The 19,726-nt window shown below is 28.8% G+C and carries 19 protein-coding genes and 1 pseudogene; 7 read left to right on the top strand and 13 right to left on the bottom strand.

All coding sequences use genetic code 11. The features are described from left to right. A pseudogene (locus H2280_RS07025) lies at window positions 1-158 on the top strand (Cj0814 family flagellar-dependent secreted protein); the annotation flags it as partial. Here H2280_RS07025 and H2280_RS07020 read toward each other — a convergent pair. Genes H2280_RS07020 through H2280_RS07005 form a run of 4 tightly spaced genes read right to left on the bottom strand, consistent with a single transcriptional unit; the run spans window position 155 to window position 3,275 of the window. Then, on the bottom strand, window positions 155-1,033 hold the full coding sequence (locus H2280_RS07020) for an RsmB/NOP family class I SAM-dependent RNA methyltransferase (RefSeq protein ID WP_337196134.1): 879 nt from the start codon (window positions 1,031-1,033) through the stop codon (window positions 155-157). The pseudogene H2280_RS07025 and the gene H2280_RS07020 overlap by 4 nt on opposite strands. Further along, window positions 1,023-1,403, bottom strand: a complete 381-nt coding sequence (gene ruvX / locus H2280_RS07015; RefSeq protein WP_337196135.1) for a Holliday junction resolvase RuvX — start codon at window positions 1,401-1,403, stop codon at window positions 1,023-1,025. Before ruvX ends, H2280_RS07020 begins: the two co-directional genes overlap by 11 nt. Next, the gene (locus H2280_RS07010; RefSeq protein WP_337196136.1) at window positions 1,400-2,176 is read right to left on the bottom strand and encodes a DNA-processing protein DprA; all 777 of its coding nucleotides are present in this window, start codon (window positions 2,174-2,176) and stop codon (window positions 1,400-1,402) included. Before H2280_RS07010 ends, ruvX begins: the two co-directional genes overlap by 4 nt. Beyond that, a complete protein-coding gene (locus H2280_RS07005; protein WP_337216060.1) occupies window positions 2,166-3,275 on the bottom strand; it encodes a divergent polysaccharide deacetylase family protein in 1,110 nt (369 codons plus the stop codon). The genes H2280_RS07010 and H2280_RS07005 overlap by 11 nt, the downstream gene beginning before the upstream one ends. Before the next feature lie 208 nt (window positions 3,276-3,483). Here H2280_RS07005 and H2280_RS07000 point away from each other — a divergent pair, with 208 nt between their 5' ends. Beyond that, complete coding sequence (locus tag H2280_RS07000; protein WP_337216059.1) at window positions 3,484-5,397, top strand: ribonuclease R family protein; 1,914 nt, start codon at window positions 3,484-3,486, stop codon at window positions 5,395-5,397. An 8-nt stretch (window positions 5,398-5,405) separates the two neighbouring features. Next, entirely contained in the window at window positions 5,406-6,371 is a 966-nt protein-coding gene (locus tag H2280_RS06995; protein WP_337196139.1) for a DNA polymerase III subunit delta, read from the top strand. Here the strand turns inward: H2280_RS06995 and hypA are convergent, their stop codons facing one another. From hypA to H2280_RS06950, 9 genes are all read right to left on the bottom strand, one after another. Next, a complete protein-coding gene (hypA, locus tag H2280_RS06990) occupies window positions 6,372-6,716 on the bottom strand; it encodes a hydrogenase maturation nickel metallochaperone HypA (RefSeq protein ID WP_137624221.1) in 345 nt (114 codons plus the stop codon). Continuing rightward, a complete protein-coding gene (gene hypE, locus H2280_RS06985; protein ID WP_137624222.1) occupies window positions 6,716-7,690 on the bottom strand; it encodes a hydrogenase expression/formation protein HypE in 975 nt (324 codons plus the stop codon). The genes hypA and hypE overlap by 1 nt, the downstream gene beginning before the upstream one ends. Beyond that, window positions 7,687-8,778: a hydrogenase formation protein HypD gene (gene hypD / locus H2280_RS06980; RefSeq protein WP_337216058.1), complete on the bottom strand. Its 1,092-nt coding sequence runs from the start codon at window positions 8,776-8,778 to the stop codon at window positions 7,687-7,689. Before hypD ends, hypE begins: the two co-directional genes overlap by 4 nt. Beyond that, window positions 8,762-9,043: a HypC/HybG/HupF family hydrogenase formation chaperone gene (locus H2280_RS06975; protein WP_137624224.1), complete on the bottom strand. Its 282-nt coding sequence runs from the start codon at window positions 9,041-9,043 to the stop codon at window positions 8,762-8,764. The genes hypD and H2280_RS06975 overlap by 17 nt, the downstream gene beginning before the upstream one ends. After that, window positions 9,043-9,771, bottom strand: a complete 729-nt coding sequence (gene hypB / locus H2280_RS06970; protein WP_337216057.1) for a hydrogenase nickel incorporation protein HypB — start codon at window positions 9,769-9,771, stop codon at window positions 9,043-9,045. Before hypB ends, H2280_RS06975 begins: the two co-directional genes overlap by 1 nt. A 69-nt stretch (window positions 9,772-9,840) precedes the next feature. After that, window positions 9,841-12,027 carry a carbamoyltransferase HypF gene (gene hypF / locus H2280_RS06965; RefSeq protein ID WP_337216056.1) on the bottom strand — a complete coding sequence of 729 codons (2,187 nt, stop codon included), beginning with the start codon at window positions 12,025-12,027 and terminating at the stop codon, window positions 9,841-9,843. Then, window positions 12,008-13,528 carry a hypothetical protein gene (locus H2280_RS06960; RefSeq protein ID WP_337216055.1) on the bottom strand — a complete coding sequence of 507 codons (1,521 nt, stop codon included), beginning with the start codon at window positions 13,526-13,528 and terminating at the stop codon, window positions 12,008-12,010. Before H2280_RS06960 ends, hypF begins: the two co-directional genes overlap by 20 nt. Window positions 13,529-13,574: 46 nt before the next feature. Next, window positions 13,575-14,228, bottom strand: coding sequence for a M48 family metallopeptidase (locus H2280_RS06955; protein WP_337216054.1), 654 nt, complete (start codon window positions 14,226-14,228; stop codon window positions 13,575-13,577). After that, complete coding sequence (locus H2280_RS06950; RefSeq protein ID WP_137624229.1) at window positions 14,204-15,520, bottom strand: MATE family efflux transporter; 1,317 nt, start codon at window positions 15,518-15,520, stop codon at window positions 14,204-14,206. Before H2280_RS06950 ends, H2280_RS06955 begins: the two co-directional genes overlap by 25 nt. Before the next feature lie 173 nt (window positions 15,521-15,693). Between H2280_RS06950 and ftnA the strand changes: the two genes are divergently transcribed. From ftnA to H2280_RS06930, 4 genes are all read left to right on the top strand, one after another. After that, complete coding sequence (ftnA, locus tag H2280_RS06945) at window positions 15,694-16,191, top strand: non-heme ferritin (RefSeq protein ID WP_137624230.1); 498 nt, start codon at window positions 15,694-15,696, stop codon at window positions 16,189-16,191. A 26-nt stretch (window positions 16,192-16,217) separates the two neighbouring features. Next, complete coding sequence (locus H2280_RS06940; protein ID WP_337216053.1) at window positions 16,218-17,594, top strand: MBOAT family O-acyltransferase; 1,377 nt, start codon at window positions 16,218-16,220, stop codon at window positions 17,592-17,594. Next, window positions 17,594-18,595 (top strand): SGNH/GDSL hydrolase family protein, encoded by a 1,002-nt coding sequence (locus H2280_RS06935; protein ID WP_337196145.1) that lies wholly within the window; start codon window positions 17,594-17,596, stop codon window positions 18,593-18,595. Before H2280_RS06940 ends, H2280_RS06935 begins: the two co-directional genes overlap by 1 nt. After that, on the top strand, window positions 18,582-19,726 hold a 1,145-nt coding region (locus tag H2280_RS06930), incomplete at its 3' end, for a GDSL-type esterase/lipase family protein (RefSeq protein WP_337216052.1). The genes H2280_RS06935 and H2280_RS06930, both read left to right, overlap by 14 nt.

The following is a 19,726-nucleotide window of genomic DNA, read 5'->3' as shown; positions in this document are numbered from 1 at the left end:
GGCAGAATTCTGTTATAGGTTATGGTGGAGCTTGGTTTGATAATCAGTTTAATCAAGCAAAAGCTAACGGCTGGAAAGCAAGTAGTGAAAGTATCAATTCTTATGTTGGATCTATAATGGATAGATTAAATAATCTCATAGGACAAACTAGGGTTTAAGATAATTTTCTAAGTTTAGCTATAAAAAATCCATCATAATCTGAATTTGGAATAATTCTCTTGCATTTTGAAATTTCTTGAAAAGACTCACTTCGCGCATCTTTTGCTATAACATGCTCTAAATTGATATCTAAAATTTCAAGTTTAAATTCGCTTTTTAAGGCATTTTCTATGACTTCTTCATTTTCTTCTTTGGTAAATGTACATGTACTATAAACAAGCTCTCCGCCCACTTTTAAAGCCTTTAATGCAGAATGCAAGAGCTTTTTTTGCGTTTTAGCTATATTTTTTATTTCTTTATAACTTTTTTCTAAATCAAAACCCATTTTTGCAAAAGTCGAGCACGGGGCATCAAGTAAAATTTTATCAAATTTTAAAGGGCATAATTTTCCTATTGTTTTACCATCTTTCATAAAGCATTTTGCATTTACTCCATAATTTTGAAGATTTTTTTGCAAAACAAAAAAACGATCCTTGCTGATTTCATTACAAGCTAAATAACCTGTATTTTGCATAAAATTAGCTAGATTAATGCTTTTGCCACCTGGAGCGGCACACATATCTAAAACACTTTCTCCCGCTTTTGCGTCCAAATTTAAAGCACATAAATAAGAGGAATAATTTTGTATGTAAAATTTAAATTCATTAAAAGCTTTCATAGAACTTAAAATATTTTTATCCTTAGCTTCAAACAAATAACAATATTCATTGATTTTTTTCCATTTTAGATGAGCTTTTAAAAAATCATTTTCTAATTCTTTAGCATCACACCTTAAAGAATTTAAAAAGACACAAATATTTTTTTCCTTTTCAAAAGAATTTAAAATTTGAACAAATTCTTTTTCTGTATAAAGAGTTTTGATTTTAGAGAGCAAAATAATCCCTTATCATAATAAAAGCCGCCAAAGAATCCAATTTTCCATCTTTTTTTCGAGTATTAGCCCTTTGAAATTTCAAAGCCTCTTTGCTTGTTCCACTTTCATCTACATAAATCACTTCTTTTTCAAATTCAAGCAAAGAAACAAAATGTTGGATGCGTCTTTGCATTTCATCTTCACTTGAACCTCCTTTTGGAATACCCACAATCAATAAAGAAATATCATATTCTTGTAAGATTTTTTTTATTTCTGTAGCGGCTTGATTGCGATTTTTTCTTATAACAGCATCAAGTGGAAGTGCTATTTTATCGATACAAAGTGCCACTCCAATGCGCTTTAAACCCACATCTAATGCCAACGCTCTCATTTTAAAACTCTTATCAATAAACCCTCGATAGAAATTTTACCCTCAAGTTCATATTCATAGACTTTTTCACCATAAAGCGCTAAAGCCTCATCGACGCTGACACCTTTTTTACAAAAATCCAAAAATTCATCTTGCTTATCTTCGCACACTTTTGCAAACTGGCCAACAAATTCTTTAAAATCATAAATTAATTCCGCTTTTTTCTCTTTCAAAAGTAAATTCGTCCCGCTACTTTCATTAATCCTATGAGGTAAAACGTATAAAGGTTTTTTTAATTCTAAAGCAAGTTTAGCACTTTGCATAGAGCCACTACTCATATCAGCTTGAGCAACAACTACAGCTTCACTTAAAGCGATAATCAAACGATTTCTAAGCAAAAAATCATATTTTTTAGGGATATAATTTTCTTCATATTCACTTAAAGCTAAGGCTTCTTGATACATTTGTTTGATAATTTTTTCATTGCTTTTTGGATAAATTTGATTCAAACCATTTGCAAAAATTCCTATCGTATAAGGCATAGCAGCGATACTTGCACTGATATCAACTCCCAAAGCCCCACCGCTTACAACACAAATTCCTGAATTTTTAAGCATATTTGCCAAAGAAAAAACGCAATTTTTTGTATAAACACTCATTTTTCTTGAGCCAATGATGGCAATTTTACGCTTCCTTAAAAGCTCTAAATTTCCTTTATAGTAAAGTTTTTTTGGAGGTTTTTTTAAGTCTTTAAAAAGGTCTAAAAAATCATCGCTTAAAATTTTACTTTCCATAAATTTCACTCAAATATACTAACTCCACCTTAGCAAGTAAATCTTTACTCTCCTCTAAAGCTTTTAAGGTATTTTTTCTTGGATGACCAATTGCGATGGCAAATCCTTTTTTCTGTGCCAATCTTACAGCGCTTAAAAGCTGTTTTTTAACATAAGCTACATTATCTTCATTATCTAAAAAAATATCTCTTTGTATATAAACCATAGCTGTTACTTTGGATGCTTTTAAAGCCTTAGAATTTCCTATAGTTTTAGAATCCACAAAAAGTAAATTTTGACTTTTTAAAGCCTCATAAAGATTTTTCATAGCCTTTTCATTGCTTGTAAATAAACTTCCGGTGTGGTTATTGATATATTTTAAATTTTTAAAATCTTTTTTAATCTGTGCGATTTTTTTAAAAATTCTTTCTTCGCTATCACTTGGATTTAAGGTATCAAGCTCTGGTTTATTGTAATGAATAGCAGCCAAAGGCAAATGCACCATATAAAAATTAAAATTAGAAGCTAATTTTGGAGTATTTGGATGATTTTTATCAGGTGGGAAAAAAGAAGGATTGAGTTTTAAATTTAAAGCTTTAAGATTTCTTACCTGACTCGCACTTGCCATATCATCGATAATAATAGCAAGTTTTGGAAGATGTTTGTCTTTTTTTTGTATCGTTTGGGTACTTAAATTTTGCTCAATAAAACTTGAATTATTTTCTAAAATAGTTGTGTTTTTTAAACTTAAATTATTATCATTATTTAAACTCAAATTGCTCTCTAAAGTGCTATTTTTTTCAAGGCTTACATTTTGTTCGATCATTTTTGTTAAATTGATATCATTATCAATTTTTTGTGCCTCTTGCTCTAAAATAGCTAAACTTTTATTTTTATCTTGATCATGAAAATCTTCAAACATTTCTATTTTATTTTGATTGTTATCCTCTAGTAAAATCAAATTTTCTTGTTGATCGTTGTTATTTTTAGCAAAATGATTTGTAGTATTTTTAAGTTCTTGATATTTTAATAAAATTCCTAAAGCCAAAGCTATACACAATAAAAAAAGTATAGCTATAATCAAAAATCTTTGTATTTGTGTTATTTTTTTCTTAAGCAAAATAAAATCTTATAATGAAGTATTTTTGTAAAAATTATTTTTTTTCAAATCACATTTTACTTGACAGACTTTGATAAAAAGATTATTCATTTATTTATCCCGTATTTTAAAATATCAATGGCAAGTATTATAACAATTAAAGTCTAAAATTCATATTTTTTTTATAAACTTTATGTAAAATTTCTTAAAAACTTACAAAAGTATACCAATGAAAGAATTTTTAAACAGCCTAAATTACGGAATAAATATCAATCAAGTTAATAATGAATACAAACAAATCATCAGAGAACTTCTAGCAAATCAAATCATTAAAGAATATAAAAATAAATTTTACCTCAACAATGGCTTTGCTTTTGGAGTTCTTGATATTTCAAGCAAGGGAACAGGATTTTTAGAATGCTTTGATGAGAGTTTTAAAAAAGATTTACTCATCGAAAATAAAAACTTAAAAGGTGCTAATTACAAAGATATCGTCGCTGTTAAACTCCTCCCTTTAAAGAGAAAACGACCTAGCGCTAAAGTTGTTTTAGTACTAAAACGCGCTAATGAAACTTCAATAGTCATCACCAAAAGATACGGAGAAGCCGTACTTGGAATGAATATCAAAACAGGCTTAAGCCTTGCTTTAAAAGCTTCACAAAAATCATTAAAAGCTCTACCCTTAGGGACAGTGCTAAAAATAGAAAATGAAAATAACAATATTATAGAAGTTTTAGGGCATATTGATGATGAAAATGTGGATGAGAAAATTTCTCTTGCTCTTTTTAATAAAAATAGCGAATTTAGCGATACTTGCATCAAAGAATCCCTAGCCAATGGCAATAGCGTTGATGCGAGCATGTATGAAAATAGAATTGATTTAAGATCTTTACCATTTTGCACCATAGACCCTATACACGCTAAAGATTTTGACGATGCTATTTATTTTGATGATAAAAAGCGAGAAATTTATGTGGCCATTGCAGACGTTAGCGAATACGTCTATGCTTATAGTGCTATAGATAAAGAAGCTAAAAATCGTGGATTTTCAATATACTTTCCACACATTGCCATTCCAATGCTACCTCGTGCTTTAAGTGAAAACATTTGCTCTTTAAAACCCTATGAAGATCGCCTAGCGTATTGTTTTAAAATCGTTTTAAATGAAAAAAATGAAGTTGTTAAAGAAGAACTTTTTGAAGCGATTATTAATTCTAAACGCCGTTTTAATTATGATGAAGTGGATGAAATTTTATCAAAAAAACCTGATTTAAAAGAACACAATTGGCTTTATAAACTTTTTGAAATCACACAAATTTTAAGAAAAAAACGCCTTAAAAATGCTTTTGAATTTCGAACCGAAGAATTAAGAATGGTTTTGGATAAAAATTTAAGCCTTGAAAGCACTTTTATAGAAAAGGATACTTTTTCTCACAATCTAATCGAAGATTGTATGCTTTTAGCTAATAAAGCAGCAGCAAAAATTTTAGAAGATGTGGGAATTTTTAGAAACCATTTAAGTGCTGATGCCAAAAAAATCGATAAACTTCTTAATGAATTAATCGAACTTGGCATTGATGTTAAATTAAAACCCAATCTTCCAGAACTCATACGCGATATCCAAGCTTTAGCAGATGAGTTAAATTTAAGAGCAGAAGTTGATAAGCTCATCATTAAAGCGCAAAAAAAAGCAGAATATTCTAGTGAAAATCAAGGCCATTTTGGCTTAGGGTTTGACAAGTATTCTCATTTTACAAGTCCGATTAGAAGATATTCTGATCTTATTTTACATCGTTTATTAAAAGCCAAACAAAAAAAAGATGAAAAGCTTTTTAATTATCTGCTTTTAAATATACAAAGCACTTGCGAAAGCCTTAGCACCCTTGAAAGAGAAGCCGATAAAGTCGCTTTTGACTTTATGGATAGAAAATTTGCAAGATGGGCTTTAAAAAATATAGGAAAATGCTTTCAAGCTTTAATCATTCAAAATGAAGGGGTGTGTATTGCTAAACTTGATGATGAAATTAAAGGAGCAGATATTATCCTTTACGATACCCGTGCTAATCTTTTGCAAAGGGTTGAAATTCAAATTATAGAAGCAGATATTGTCATGGCTAAAATTTATGGAAAAATTGTTGCTTGAGGTAAAAAATGTATAGAAAAGACTTGCAAACACTGCTTTTAAAAAATAATTTTCCTAATTTTTTCTTTTTATATGGAGCCGATAATTTCCAAATAGAATTATATGCCAATTTTATTAAGAAAAAATGGACTTATGATGAAACTTTAAAATTATTTTTTGAAGAATATCATTTTAATCAAGCCAGTGATTTTTTAAGCGGAGGTTCTCTTTTTAGTAACAATAAGCTTTTAGAATTAAAAATCAATAAAAAAATTCCCGCAAAAGAATTAAAAATTCTAGTCGAACTCTGCCACAATAATCAAAATAATTTTTTTCTTTTGGAACTTTATGATGAAAATTCCAAACAAAGTGATATAGAAAAAATTTTTACAAATAATTTTACGCGTTTTTTTCAACCCAACAATGCAAAAGAAGGCATAGAACTTTTAGCGATGAAAGCAAAAGAACTTAATATAGAAATCACTCAAAATGCCTTATTTATGCTATTTACAAATTTTAATGAAAATCTATATCTAGCAGCGAGTGAATTAAATAAATTTGCTAATTTAAGTGTAAGTGAAAAAGATATAGAGCAATACTGCTATAGCCTTAGTTCTGGAAATTTTGAAAGCTTTTTTGAATTGATTTTAAAAAGGCTAGATTTTAAAAATGAGCTTGAAAAAATCATAGAAAGCTATAATGAAATTGCATTGCTTAATTATCTAAGTGCTAGTTTTTATCGTCTTTTTAAAATCGCCATTTATGCAAAAATTTATGGAAAAGTGGATTTAAAAGAATTACTAGGCTACTCGCCTCCTCCTTTAATCGCCCAAAAATTAAGCCAGCAAGCCTTTAGTATCAAAATAGAGCAATATAAAAATATTTTTGCTTTATTGCTTAAAAGTGAATATGAGTTAAAAACCAATTCTAAGTTAGCCAAAAAAGAATTTTTAATTTCAAATTTATTAGAACTTGGAAGAATCATGAAAACATAATCACTGCATTACTAATCGCATCAAATGCAAATCTTCACCTTGTGTGATCTTATAATCCAAACTCGAGCAATGCGGACACTTAAAAATATTTTCTTTTAAAATGCTTTTTTGATCACATTTTAAACATAAAATTTCAAGTGGGGCGATCTCTATCAAAAGTTTTGCATTTTTACAAAATTGTGAATTTTCCTTAAATGTTTCAAAACAACGCTTAAAAAGATCTACCTCAACTCCGCTTAAACGCCCGATATTGACATAAATTTCTTGTATATCTTTAGCATTATTAGCTAAAGCATTTTCTTCACAAAGATCGATTAAAGATTCCACTATGCTAAGTTCATGCATCAGCAAATTCTCGGTAAAAGCTCACCTTTTGGAGTCTCTAAAAAACGCTTAGCTCCAAAAGAATTTTGCAAAATCACACGAGAGGCTTTTTCTTCTAAAACTTCCCCTATGATATTTGCATTTTTATTATATTTTCTTAAAATCTCCAAGGCTTTTTTCTCATCTTCTTTTTCCACGCAAAGAACAAAAGTGCCTTCATTTGCGAGTTCATACGCCTCATAACCAAAAAGCTCACAAAGTCCTAACACCTCATCTTGTATGATAATTTTTTCTTCAAAAATTAAAAAATCATTTCCACTTTGTTTTGCCCATTCATTTAAAACCGCACTCAAGCCCCCTCTAGTTGCATCACGCATAGCTACAACTTTTACATTATTTTCCAAAAGCTCTAAAACTTCTTCATTTAAAATCTTACAATCGCTTTTAATATTAGCTTCTAAATGATTTCTTTGTATCAAAACACTCGCACCATGCCTACCTATATCTCCAGAAACCAACACGCTAAGCCCTGCTTTTATATTTTTAGTTTCTTTTTTATCAAGGATTTCTCCTAAAGCTGTTGTGTTGATGTAAATTTCATCACCCTTGCCTTTTGGTACCACTTTAGTATCACCACACACAACTAAAACTCCGGCTTTAGAACACTCTTTTTGTATGCTTTGTAAAATTTTATTGAGTTTTTCTATTTCAAAACCTTCTTCTAAAATAAAAGCCAAACTAAGGTACTTTGGTTTAGCTCCAACCATCAAAACATCATTGATAGAACCACAAACACAAAGTTTGCCAATATTTATTTCATCATCTAAAAATATAGGATTTAAAACAAAAGAATCTGTGCTAAGGGCTAAATTTCCTAAAATTGCAGCATCATTTGCCGCATTTAAAATATCATTGTTAAAAATTTTAAAAATTTCACCCAAAAGCTCATTCATTTCTTCTCCGCCGCCGCCATGGGCTAAAGAAATATTTTTCATGCATTTACCTTTGAATATTTATAATAAGCCGCACACGCTCCTTCTCCTGAAACCATACAGCTACCTATAGGACTTCTTGGGGTACAAGCCTTGCCAAAAACTTTGCAATCATAAGGCTTAGCCAAACCTCTTAAAATTTGCCCACAAATACAAGCTTTACTTTCATTTTTACTTGACACTGCACAATCAAATTGCTTATTTGCATCAAAATCGCTAAATTCTTCCCTTAATCTTAATCCACCATTTTTAATAATTCCTAGGCCGCGAAATTCAAAATCGCAAGGTTCAAAATATTTTGTAACCAAATTTTGTGCTTTAATATTGCCTTTTTCACTCACGGCTCTTTTATACTGATTATATACCTCAAAAGTTCCTTTATTGATTTGTTTTACTATATTTAAAACACTCTCCATAATATCCACTGGCTCAAAGCCACTCACTGCTATAGGGGTTTTAAACTTAGTCGCTATAGGTTTATAAATTTCAAAACCTGTTATCACACTCACATGAGAAGGTCCTAAAAAAGCATTGATTTGCACATTTTCATCATCCATAATCGCTTCAATAGGTGCTGGAACAGTGATATGATTGATATGAAAAAAAACATTCTTTAAATTTAACTCTATCACTTTTTCAAGCAAAAGAGCACTCATAGGGGTTGTTGTCTCAAAACCTATGGCAAAAAAAATGATATTTTTATTTGGATTTTCTTTAGCAATTTCTAAAATTTCAAGCGGAGAATAAAGCGCTCTAACATCCGCTCCTTTTGCCCTTAAATCAATCAAAGAAAAATCACTTCCTGGCACCCTTAAAAGATCTCCTAAAGTACAAAAAATATTATCCTTCATGGAGGCTAATTTTATAGCAATATCAATACGATTTCTAGGCATAACACATACAGGGCAACCTGGACCATGGATAAAATTAATTTCTTTAGGCAAAATAGAAGGCAAGGCATATTTCATAATACTATGCGTATGTCCACCACAAATTTCCATAATATTAATAGGGTTTTTAATCTCTTTTTCTATTAATTTTTTTAAGGCTAAAATGCTTTGTTTGTCTCTAAATTCATCGATTAAATTCATTTAAACCCAAATCCCCTTCATCGGTATTAATTTCTCCATTATTCATTTTTTCTACAATTTCTTGATAAGTTTTTATACTTTCTAGGGCAGATTCTTTATCGATTTTTTCCATAGCAACGCCTACATGGATCAAAACAAAATCCCCTTTTTGCAAAGGCTCATCAATCAAATCTAAATTAACTTTTCTTTTAACGCCTAAGGTTTGCACGGTAGCATTATTTAATTCATCAATTTCTAAAATTTCAGATGGAATAGATAAACACATTAAAAAAGCTCCTTTTTTAATCTTAAAAACTTATACCAAAGTTCCATATTACTTCCATTTTTAGCATCTAAAACTATGATATCCGCTCTTGGATTTAATTCTTTAATCAACTTGCTTGCTTCTTTAATATCAAAATCAAAATGATGTGCCAAATCCGCTTTACTAATCAGCACCACATCAGCTTTTTTAAACATAACCGGATATTTTTGTGGCTTATCGCTCCCTTCAGTCACTGAAAGCAAAACAACATTTAAATGCTCACCCAAATCATAACTTGCAGGACAAACTAAATTACCCACATTTTCTATAAAAAGCAAATCCACATCATTAATCGCTAAGTGATGCAAGGCATCATGCACCATAAAAGCATCCAAATGACAACTTTGCCCAGTGGTGATTTGATAAGCCTTAGCGCCAACATTTTTAATTCTTTGTGCGTCATTATTGGTTTCTAAGTCTCCCTCAATCACAGCAATTTTTAATTCATCTTTTAAAGCCTTGATTGTGCTTTCTAAAAGAGTAGTCTTGCCGCTTCCTGGAGAACTCATTAAATTGATACAAAGAGTATGCGCTTCATTGAAATGATTTCTATTATGCAAAGCCTGTTCATCGTTTTTACTTAAGATTTTAGAAATCACCTCTACTGTTTTACTTTCTTTTAAACTTGGATTTTCATGATGAAAAGAATTTTCTTTAGAATTTATAGAACAACCACAATCTTTACACATTTTTATTCCTTAAATAAATAATTATTCCATTGTATCCTTAAAAGTATTAAAATTTAATGAGTTTTTGGGTTAATTTTTATTTAAAAAATGTATCATTTGCCCTAAAGCTATAGAACTATCATTGCAAGGATATTTTAAAGGCACAAAAAAGTCTAATTTTTTAGCTTTTAGAATTTCAAGTAAGGTTTTATTTTGAAAAACCCCTCCACTAAGCAATATTTTAAAATCATAATTTTGACTATAATTTATAATAAAATCAGCTAAACCATTAAGCATACCTGTAATGGCTTTGTTTTTTTCATCCCTTAAAGCCCCTAAAATCAATTCTTTAAAATTAATTTTTCCATTTTCAACATAAAGCCTATAGGAAAAATTCAAATCTTTTTGATAAAAACTTTCACACATAAGACCAATTTGTGCTTCATAAGAACTTTGATCCAAATTAAAAACCATAGCACCAAAAGCATCGATAATGCGCCCTAAAGAACTGGTTTTAAGGGTAGAATTTGCATAAATTTTTTTAAGATTTTCAAGCTTGACTTTTGGAATTTTAGCTAAAAAATCTTGAGCTAGATCTTCTAAATTGTAATGCCAAATCACACTTAAGGCTAAATTATATATATTTTTTATATCCGCATTGATTAATTTAAAATCATCAAAATGAGCAATTCTTTCATACTCTTTTAAATTAGCCACAAAAACTTCCCCACCCCAAATACTACCATCATCGCCATAACCCGTTCCATCCCAAACAAACCCTAAAGCCTTTTCATCTTTGATAAATTTTTCTTGATATTCAAAATAAGCTGCACAAAAATGCGCATAATGATGCTGAATTTTAAAGGTTTGTTTAAAATCTTTTGCATATAAAAAATGCGGGTGTTTATCGCAAAGTACCGCATCAAATTTCAAATCATAACTTTTTTTAAAAAAATCCAAAAGTTTTGAAAATCTTTCATAGACATCAACACTTTTTAAATCTCCTATATAAGGAGAGATTAAAATTTTATTTTGATAAAAAATCACAAATTGGTTTTTAAGTTCCGAACCTAAAGCTAGATAAGTTTGATCGGATTTTAAATTTGTTTCTATATAGTAGGGATTTAAGCCTCTTGAAGTACGTAAAAACATAGCTTGATTGCCGATTAATTGAGCAATACTATCATCACTTGAGTTAAAAATTTCTCTATCATAATCCAAATAATAATCAAAAACTTTACCGAGTTTAGATCTTAAATTATCCTCATCTTTAATAATACTTTCGCCACTTAAATTTGCACTTGTGGCTACAAGAATGCCTTTAAAATACTCAAAAATCAAAAGATGCAAAGGAGTATAAGCAAGCATAATGCCTAATTTATCAATATCAGGTGCAATCAAAGCAAAGTTTTTTTTCGCTTTTAATATTACAATAGGCGCTAATGATCCGCTGATCAATCTTTCTTCTTCATTATTTAAAAATGCAAGTTCCTTGACATCTTTAATATCCTTGCACATTAAAGCAAAGGGTTTTTTAGGGCGATTTTTTCTTATTCTTAATTCTTCTAAGGCTTTTTCATTAAAGGCATCGCACATTAAATGAAAACCACCCATTCCTTTAATAGCAAGGATATTTCCTTGTTTTAAAAGTTTTGCACATTCTATAAAAGCATTTTCATCTGTAAATAAAATTTCACCTTGTCTATTTTTTAGATGCACTGAAATTTTACATTCAAAACAACTAATAGGTTGAGCATGAAAACGACGATTTGAAGGATTTTTATATTCTTTCTCGCAAAAATCACACATTTTAAATTTATCCATTGTAGTATTAACTCTATCATAAGGTAAATTTTTTATGATGCTAAAACGAGGCCCACAATGCGTACAAGTGATAAAAGGATAATGAAAACGCTTGTTATTTGGATCGTAAAATTCATTTTTGCATTCTTTGCAAAGTGCAAAATCACTCAACATAGGAGTTGTTCTTAAACTTTGTTTTGAAGGGGTAATGCAAAAATCATTATAAGCTTTTAAATCACATTCTAAAAGTTCAATTTTGTCTATTCTTGCAAGAGGTGGAGGATTGCCTTTTAACTGCTCTATAAATTCAAGACATTTTTTATGAGAACAATAAAGTAAAATTTCCACTCCAAAACCATCATTTTTAACTTCTCCTAAAAGTTGAAGTTTTAAGGCTAATTCATACACAAAAGGGCGAAATCCCACACCTTGGACTAAGCCTGAAATTTTGATTTTAAATCCTAAGTGGTGCATCGCTTAATTTACAATCTTTTAAATGTTTTAAAGTATTTCTAAGCAAAGACTTATGCTCAAACAAAGATCCACTGACTACAGCTATTTTAGCTTGATTTTTTGATCTTAATTCATCATACACATCACGTAAAAAATAACTCAAACTCTCCACAGCCCCATAAGCGATATTAGTGCTATCAACTCCAGCAAGCATAAAACTCATAGCAGATCGTAAAGTTCTTGTATAATCAAAGCTTTTATCTTCTTTTAAACGATAATCTATCTTAACTCCGCGAGGCATTTTAGTTTCATCGGCTATTTTTAAAAGTTTTTCTCCAGCTTTATAAAATTCTTCATCTAAATTTAAAATTCTACCCAAAATACAAAATAAAGAATAAAAATTATTTTTTAAAGTAAAATCTTCATTTAAAAGTGGAAATTCTTTTGAAAAATTAGCTAAAAGCTTAGCTCCAATCTCATCTTTTTCAATTTCTTCATAAAGCTTTTTAAAACTTTTAGGCAAATCAAGTTTTAATAAATTTAACTCCTTATTAACAAGCAAAATATCTTCATATTCTTTGCTCAATTCCAAAAGAAAAACTTCTTGCTTAAAACTGCTTAGTATATAAGAAATTCTTGCCATATTTTTATCTTCTTTAGACAAAATAAGCTCTCTTGCTTTATAATTTATAAATTCTAAGCCTTGCAAAATTACAACTTTTTCATCACAATTCATCACTTCAAAATCTTGCTTTTTTTCTTCAGTTTTTACAACACTTAAAAAAGAAAAATCTTGCTTATAAAGCTCGCAACATAAAGCAAACGTAAAGAGATCTTGCGCTAACATTAGTTTAAATTCATTGAAATTTAAATTATATTTTTTTCTAAATATAGCATTTAATCTTAATTTAATTAAAGGCTTTTCTAAACTCGCAAGAAGTTTTAAATTTTCTTGCGAACAAACAAAAATCGTCTGTATAGATTTTATATCACAAGGTACTAAAAAATCACATTCAAATTTCTCATCAAAAAGACTGATTTTATAATTTCCTTTATGATTTTTTAGATAAATTTCTTCTTTATTGACTAATTTTTCAAAGGCTTTTTGTAAAAATGCATTAAAATTAACTTGATCTATTTTTTCAAAATAAAATCCATCCAATGAAATTTCATTCTCGCAAAACACACCCCATTCATTATTTAAGAGTTCTTTTTTTTCTATATAGGCGCTAGAATTTAAATGAGTAAGATAAGAAAACTTTTCGCAATGTTTAAAATCTTGATTATAATCATTGAATTTTTCAGCCAATCTTACATCAAATTTTTTCAAAAAAACACTATTACTTATGCCTTTTAGATTTTCACAAAAAGCAGACAATTCATTTTCATCACCCTCAATTTGCAATAAAATTTTATCTTCTTTTTGATTTAAGCTGTATTTATAATCCTTAGCATAAAAATTTAAAAGATAAGCAAAATAATCATTATTCCCAAAATATTCAAATTCAAATTCCAAAATCAATTTCAATCCTTACAAATGTAAAAAATTATAACAAAAAAAATCAATCTTATTTATAAAGTTTAAATTCTTTTTCCCTTTCTCTAAAATCCTCCATATAAAATGCCAAAAAATTATAAAAATCTTGACCATGATTAGGGTATTTCAAATGTGTTATTTCATGCAAAATAACGTATTCTATAGCCTTTAAGCTTTTTTCCAAAAGCTTTAAATTTAAATTAATATAACCTTTTTTATGATTGCAAGAGCCCCAACGCGTTTTCATTTTCTTAATGCTTAAATGTGTATAACTAAGCTTAGTTTTTTGAGTCCATTTTTTAAGATAAAAAAGAAAAATAATTTTTGAATTTTTCCTTAAAAACGACTCAAATTCCAATTTTGAAGGAGTATAAATTTCATTTTTTAAAATTTTTGTTTTAAAGAGATTTTCTTTTAAAACCAATCGATATTTTTTACCTAAAAAATAAACTTGATCCGCTTCATTAACCTTATTTTTAAAATTAAGCCACGTTTTTTTAATCCAATCCTCATGCTTGATTAAAAATTTTTCAATATCTTCTAAAGTATAATAATAAGGCAAACTTAAATGAAATTCACCTTTTTCATTTAACCTTAAATATACATTTTTAATGGATTTTTTTTGATAAAAAAATATCCAATCCTTCCAAGAAAATTCCTTTATACTACAGCTTTTCCTTGCCATCTTTTACTCTTCCATCTATAGGCATTAACAAGCCCTCTTAAAGATTCATCCGCACAATAACCTATCCAAATTCCCAAAATTCCAAGATTATAATGAAAACAAAGTATATATCCCACAGGCAAAGAAACCCCTAACATAAATACCATGCCACTAAAAAATGGAAATCTAGCATCTCCACTCGCCCTTAAAGCATTAACCATTACTATATTAAAAGTTCTTGAAATTTCAAGAAAAATAGAAAGAGTAAATAAAGGAAGCATAATTTCTCTAAGTTCTTCTTCCAAATCTAAAAGATTCATGGTAACATTTTTTAAAAAATAATGGCACAACACCACTACAATCGTAACCATAACACTAAAATAAAGCGCCTTCCAAGTATGTTTATAAGCTATATTTTCATATTTTGCACCGACTAACTTTCCTACGATGATCTCATTAGCCACACTCATGGCAATTCCTACCATCATAATCAATAAAGATAATTGAAAATAAATCGTTTGGACACTAAGATTTTCTTTTCCAAGACTAGCGACAAAGCTAAAACTAATGATATATTGACTGATCCAAATGAGATTTTCTCCCGCAGAAAAACCTCCTATGCTAAAAACTTTTTTTAGCACTTCTTTTTCAAAGCTAAGCATTTCTTTTATTTTCAAATGAATTTTAAGCTTATAAGTTACGATTAAAAACATAGCGATTATAGCAACAATCCTTGCTATGATATTACTAATCCCTACTCCAAAAAGTTCTAGCTCTGTAAAATGAAGCACGTAAAAATTTCCAACGACGATAATTAAATTCATCATAATGCCCACCATCATAACCCAATAGGCTATATTATAAACTCTAATAATCGCTGAAAGTATCAAACCAACTGCATCAAAAACAAGGCAGATAGCAAGCATATCGAGATAAATTTGACTGTCTTTGAGTAATTCTTTAGGTATATTTAAGAGATTGAGCAAAAGTTCACTTTGCCATAAAATAAAACTCCCGCAAACCAAACCAACAAGCAAATTTAAAAACAAACTTTGATGGATGACTTTTCTAGCTAATATAGTATCTTTTGCTCCGATCGCTTGAGCAACGACAACACTGCATCCCACACTTAAAAAACTAAAAACGGTGATAAATAAATCGATAATCTCATTACCAGCCCCCATGGCTCCAACTAAATCATTAGAATAATGAGACACCATAGCAGTATTAGCAATAATACTTAAAAATCTAAAAAATAAATCCCAAAAAATAGGAACGCTAAGTCTTGATAAAGAAAGTCTTTTTTTTGCCATAGAATTTCACCTTGAAAAACTGAAAATTTTATCAAAACATTTCTTAAATTTTTAAAATTGTTTTTTATTAAAAATATAAAATTTTCATTTAAAATAAATTTATTAGTTTATTTTTTACCAAATTTTTACTAAATTTAGATATATTTAAAAAAATATATAAATAAGGAGATTTGATGCTTTCAAAAGAAGTAGTAAGATTGCTTAATGAGCAAGTCAATAAAGAAATGTATGCGGCTAATTTGTATTTGAGTATGAGTTCTTGGTGCTATGAAAATAGTTTTGATGGTGCGGGAGCGTTTTTGTTTGCCCATGCTAGCGAAGAAAGTGAACACGCAAAAAAACTCATCACTTATCTTAATGAAACCGATTCTCACGTTGAACTTAAAGAAGTAAAACAACCTGAACAAAATTTCAGCTCTTTGCTTGATGTGTTTGAAAAAACATACGCCCATGAACAAAGCATTACAAAATCAATCAATGAGCTAGTAGAACATATGCTTGCCAATAAAGACTATTCTACTTTTAATTTCCTACAATGGTATGTAAGCGAACAGCACGAAGAAGAAGCGCTTTTCCGTGGTATAGTGGATAAAATCAAACTCATTGGCGAAAGTGGCAATGGCTTGTATTTAGCAGATCAATATATTAAAAGTATTGCTCTTAAAAAATAGTTTTTATTAAAAAAACCAAACTTAATATGACTTATTTTTCTTTAGAATTTAGCATTTTAATGATGGCATTTTTTGCCATCTATTGGTTATTTTATGACAATTACAAAATACAAAATATTTTAATTTTAACCTTTTCTTATCTGATTTATTTTTTAATCAACCCCTATTTTGCTTTAATTTTATTTGTATATACTTTTTTTATACATTATTTTTCCTTACTGATTTTTGTCCAAAAAAAACGCTATGTTTTTATGACTTGTATCGCCTTTGTTATTTTAAATTTATGCTTTTTCAAATATTTTTCAAGCCTTAAAGCAAGTTTTGATTCTATGATGGAATTTTTTGGTCTTGATTTTATTGATTTGGATGTTTTATTTCCTATGGGGATTAGTTTTTATACTTTTGCTTCAATCACTTATCTTTTAGAAGTCTATAAAAAACGCCGTTTAGAAAGCTTTTTAAATTTAGCCTTATTTTTATCTTTTTTTCCTACCCTCCTTTCAGGTCCAATTATGCGGAGTTCTTTTTTCTTTGAACAAAGTCATCGTAAAAGAGAATTTAAAAATGAAAATTTAATTATTACTTTATTGATTTTTGGAATCGTAAAAAAAGTACTTATAGCTAATTATCTAGGAAATTATGCTGAACACATTCTTGATTTTCCACAATCTTATAATTTTATACAACTTTTAAGCGCTATTTATGCTTACGCTATACAAATTTATTGCGATTTTAGCGGCTATATTGATTTAGTATGTGCTTTTGCTCTCATGCTAGGTTTTAATCTTCCGCCAAATTTTAACATGCCTTATTTATCTAAAAATCTCAAAGAATTTTGGTCAAGATGGCATATAAGCCTTTCAACTTTCATAAGGGATTATATTTATATCCCTTTAGGTGGTAACAAAAAAGGTAAAGCAAGAACTATTTTAAATCTCCTTATTGCTTTTATACTTTCTGGAATATGGCATGGCAATACTTTAACATTTTTAATTTGGGGTTTGCTACACGGCATAGGCGTTGCCTTTTTACATATACTTGCTTTAACAAAAATAAATTTGCAAAAAATTCCAGCACTTGGAAGATTTTTAACCTTTCAGTTTGTATGTTTTACTTGGATTTTCTTTTATTACAATAAAAGCTTAGATGATGCTATGGAATATTTTAAAGCATGTTATAATAATTTTTCACATATACCGAGTTATCAAGATATTTACATTCTTACAAGTTTTGCCGTTATTTTTCTTATCTATCCTTTATTTATCAATTTTAGAGCTTATTGTGTAAAAATTTTAGATTTAACGCCTTTTTTATTAAAACCTTTTATTATTACTTTTATTTTATTATTGATATTTACGTTTATGCCTGATGGTATTCCTAATTTTATTTATTCGAGTTTTTAATGAAAGTTGCTAAATTTTTATTTATTTTGATAACAGTATTTGTTTTAGTCGTAATTGTTATGAATCAAAGCATCAGTTCATATATAGAACAAAGATATCACTTTAGCTTTTATCCGCAAAATACCATTTTAAAAGAAGGTAACAAATTAAAAACAAAATTAGAACAAATTCATACCGTTTTAAGTACAGAAAATACCCCTAAGGTTGCCTATGCTAATTATCAAGTTATAAAAGATATTAGCGAAGAAGATACAAATCTTAGCAACAATCCAGAAACAAAAGAGCAACCCCAACAAGAGCAAAATTTAAGCTCTTTTGAAGAACAAAACACAACTATTTTAACCGATGATGATACAAAATTAATAGTCGATCCGAGTAAAGAATTTTTATTTATGGGTGATTCCTTGATGCAAGGAGTTGCAATGAATCTTAATAAAAATTTAAGCAATCTAGGCATAAAAACAGAAGATCTAAGCAAACAAAACACGGGACTTTCTTACAAATCCTATTTCAATTGGGCAAAAACCATAGAAAATGCATTTTTAACAAATTCAAATATCAAATACCTTGTCGTGCTATTAGGTCCAAATGATCCTTGGGATATTAGAAAAGGTAAAAATTATCTTCGTTTTGGCACCCCAGCTTGGAAAGAAATTTACACGGCTAGAGTGGATGAAATCATACAAATAGCTCAAAAATATAAGGTTAAAATTTTATGGTTTGAAGTCCCACCGGTAAAAAAAGATAGTCTTAATGATAAAATTCAAATTTTAAATGAAATTTATCGTCAAGAAGTTCTTAAAAATAAAGAAATTTTTATCGATACAAAATCATCTTTTAGTTTCAATGATCGATATTCTACTTATATTAAAAATGAAAACAATAAAACGATAAAAGTAAGAACTGATGATGGCATTCATTTTACAATGAGTGGCGCTAAAATTATGTCTAAACTTTTATTAAAACACTTAATTATCAAGGATCAAAATGTCAGCAAATAAAATAAAATTATTTTTATTTTTATTTTTATTTACCAATTTATTTGGATCTACTAATGATCTTATAGATAAAATTCTTATACAAAGTAAAAATCACTCCGCCCTAACAAGCTATGTTCCCAAAAAAGATTTGAAAAAAATTGAAAAAAAATTAAAAAGTGAAAACAATATAGGCATTAGAATTTTTGGCGACTCTCACATCGCAGCTGACTTTTTTCCAAGAGTGCTTAGAGGATATCTTATAAAATCAAACTCTATAGGATTTGCTCATGCTCTTCAACCTAAATATCAGCAAAATTTAAATCTTAAATACTCTTATAAAAATTTTGAAATTTTAAATTCTAAAAATCCAAAAAATACAAAACTAAATTTCCCATTAGGTGGTATCATAGCAAAGGCTAAAGATAAAAATGCAAAAATCAACATCGATACAACCTTAAACAAAAAAAAATTCGAAGTAGGTTTTTTATTTAAAGCTGAACACAATAGCAATGCCTTCAATATCAAAGACGCAAGGGGTAAAAATTTCTACCTACGCTCTTTTAAAAATAACAAGTGGTCTTATAAAAAACTTGAATTAACCTTTCCTTTGGAAATTACAGCTTTGCAAAAAAATGCCGAGCTTGGCGGATATTTCATAACCAATAAAAACAATAACAATTTTTTAGATACCATCGCTATAAATGGCGCCAAAAGCGATATTTGGCTTTCTTGGAATCCTTCGGTGGTCAAAAATGAATTAAAACTTTTAAATAGTGATCTCATTATACTTGCTTATGGATCAAATGACGCATTTTTTCAAGGCTTTGAAAAACAAACTTTTAAAAATAATCTCAAGCATTGGATTAAAACGCTTAAAAGTTACAATAAAAATGCTATCATTATGCTGATATCACCTCCTATTGTAACCTACAAAAAAAATCAAACTTATGAACTAGCACCTAATTTTTTTACCATAAGAAAAGCACTTTATGAAGTTGCAAAAGAAGAAAAAACCTTTATTTTTGACATGTATAAATTTATGCAAGATACAGGAGGTAAAAATAAATGGATCGAACAAAAACTTTCTTTAAAAGATGTTCATTTAACTATAAAAGGCTATGAATTGATGGCTAAAAAAATGCTAGAAGATTT

Source organism: Campylobacter sp. 2457A (assembly GCF_020135895.1).
In the GTDB taxonomy this organism is placed as follows: domain Bacteria; phylum Campylobacterota; class Campylobacteria; order Campylobacterales; family Campylobacteraceae; genus Campylobacter_D; species Campylobacter_D taeniopygiae.
This window is presented reverse-complemented; position numbering and strand designations above follow the sequence as displayed.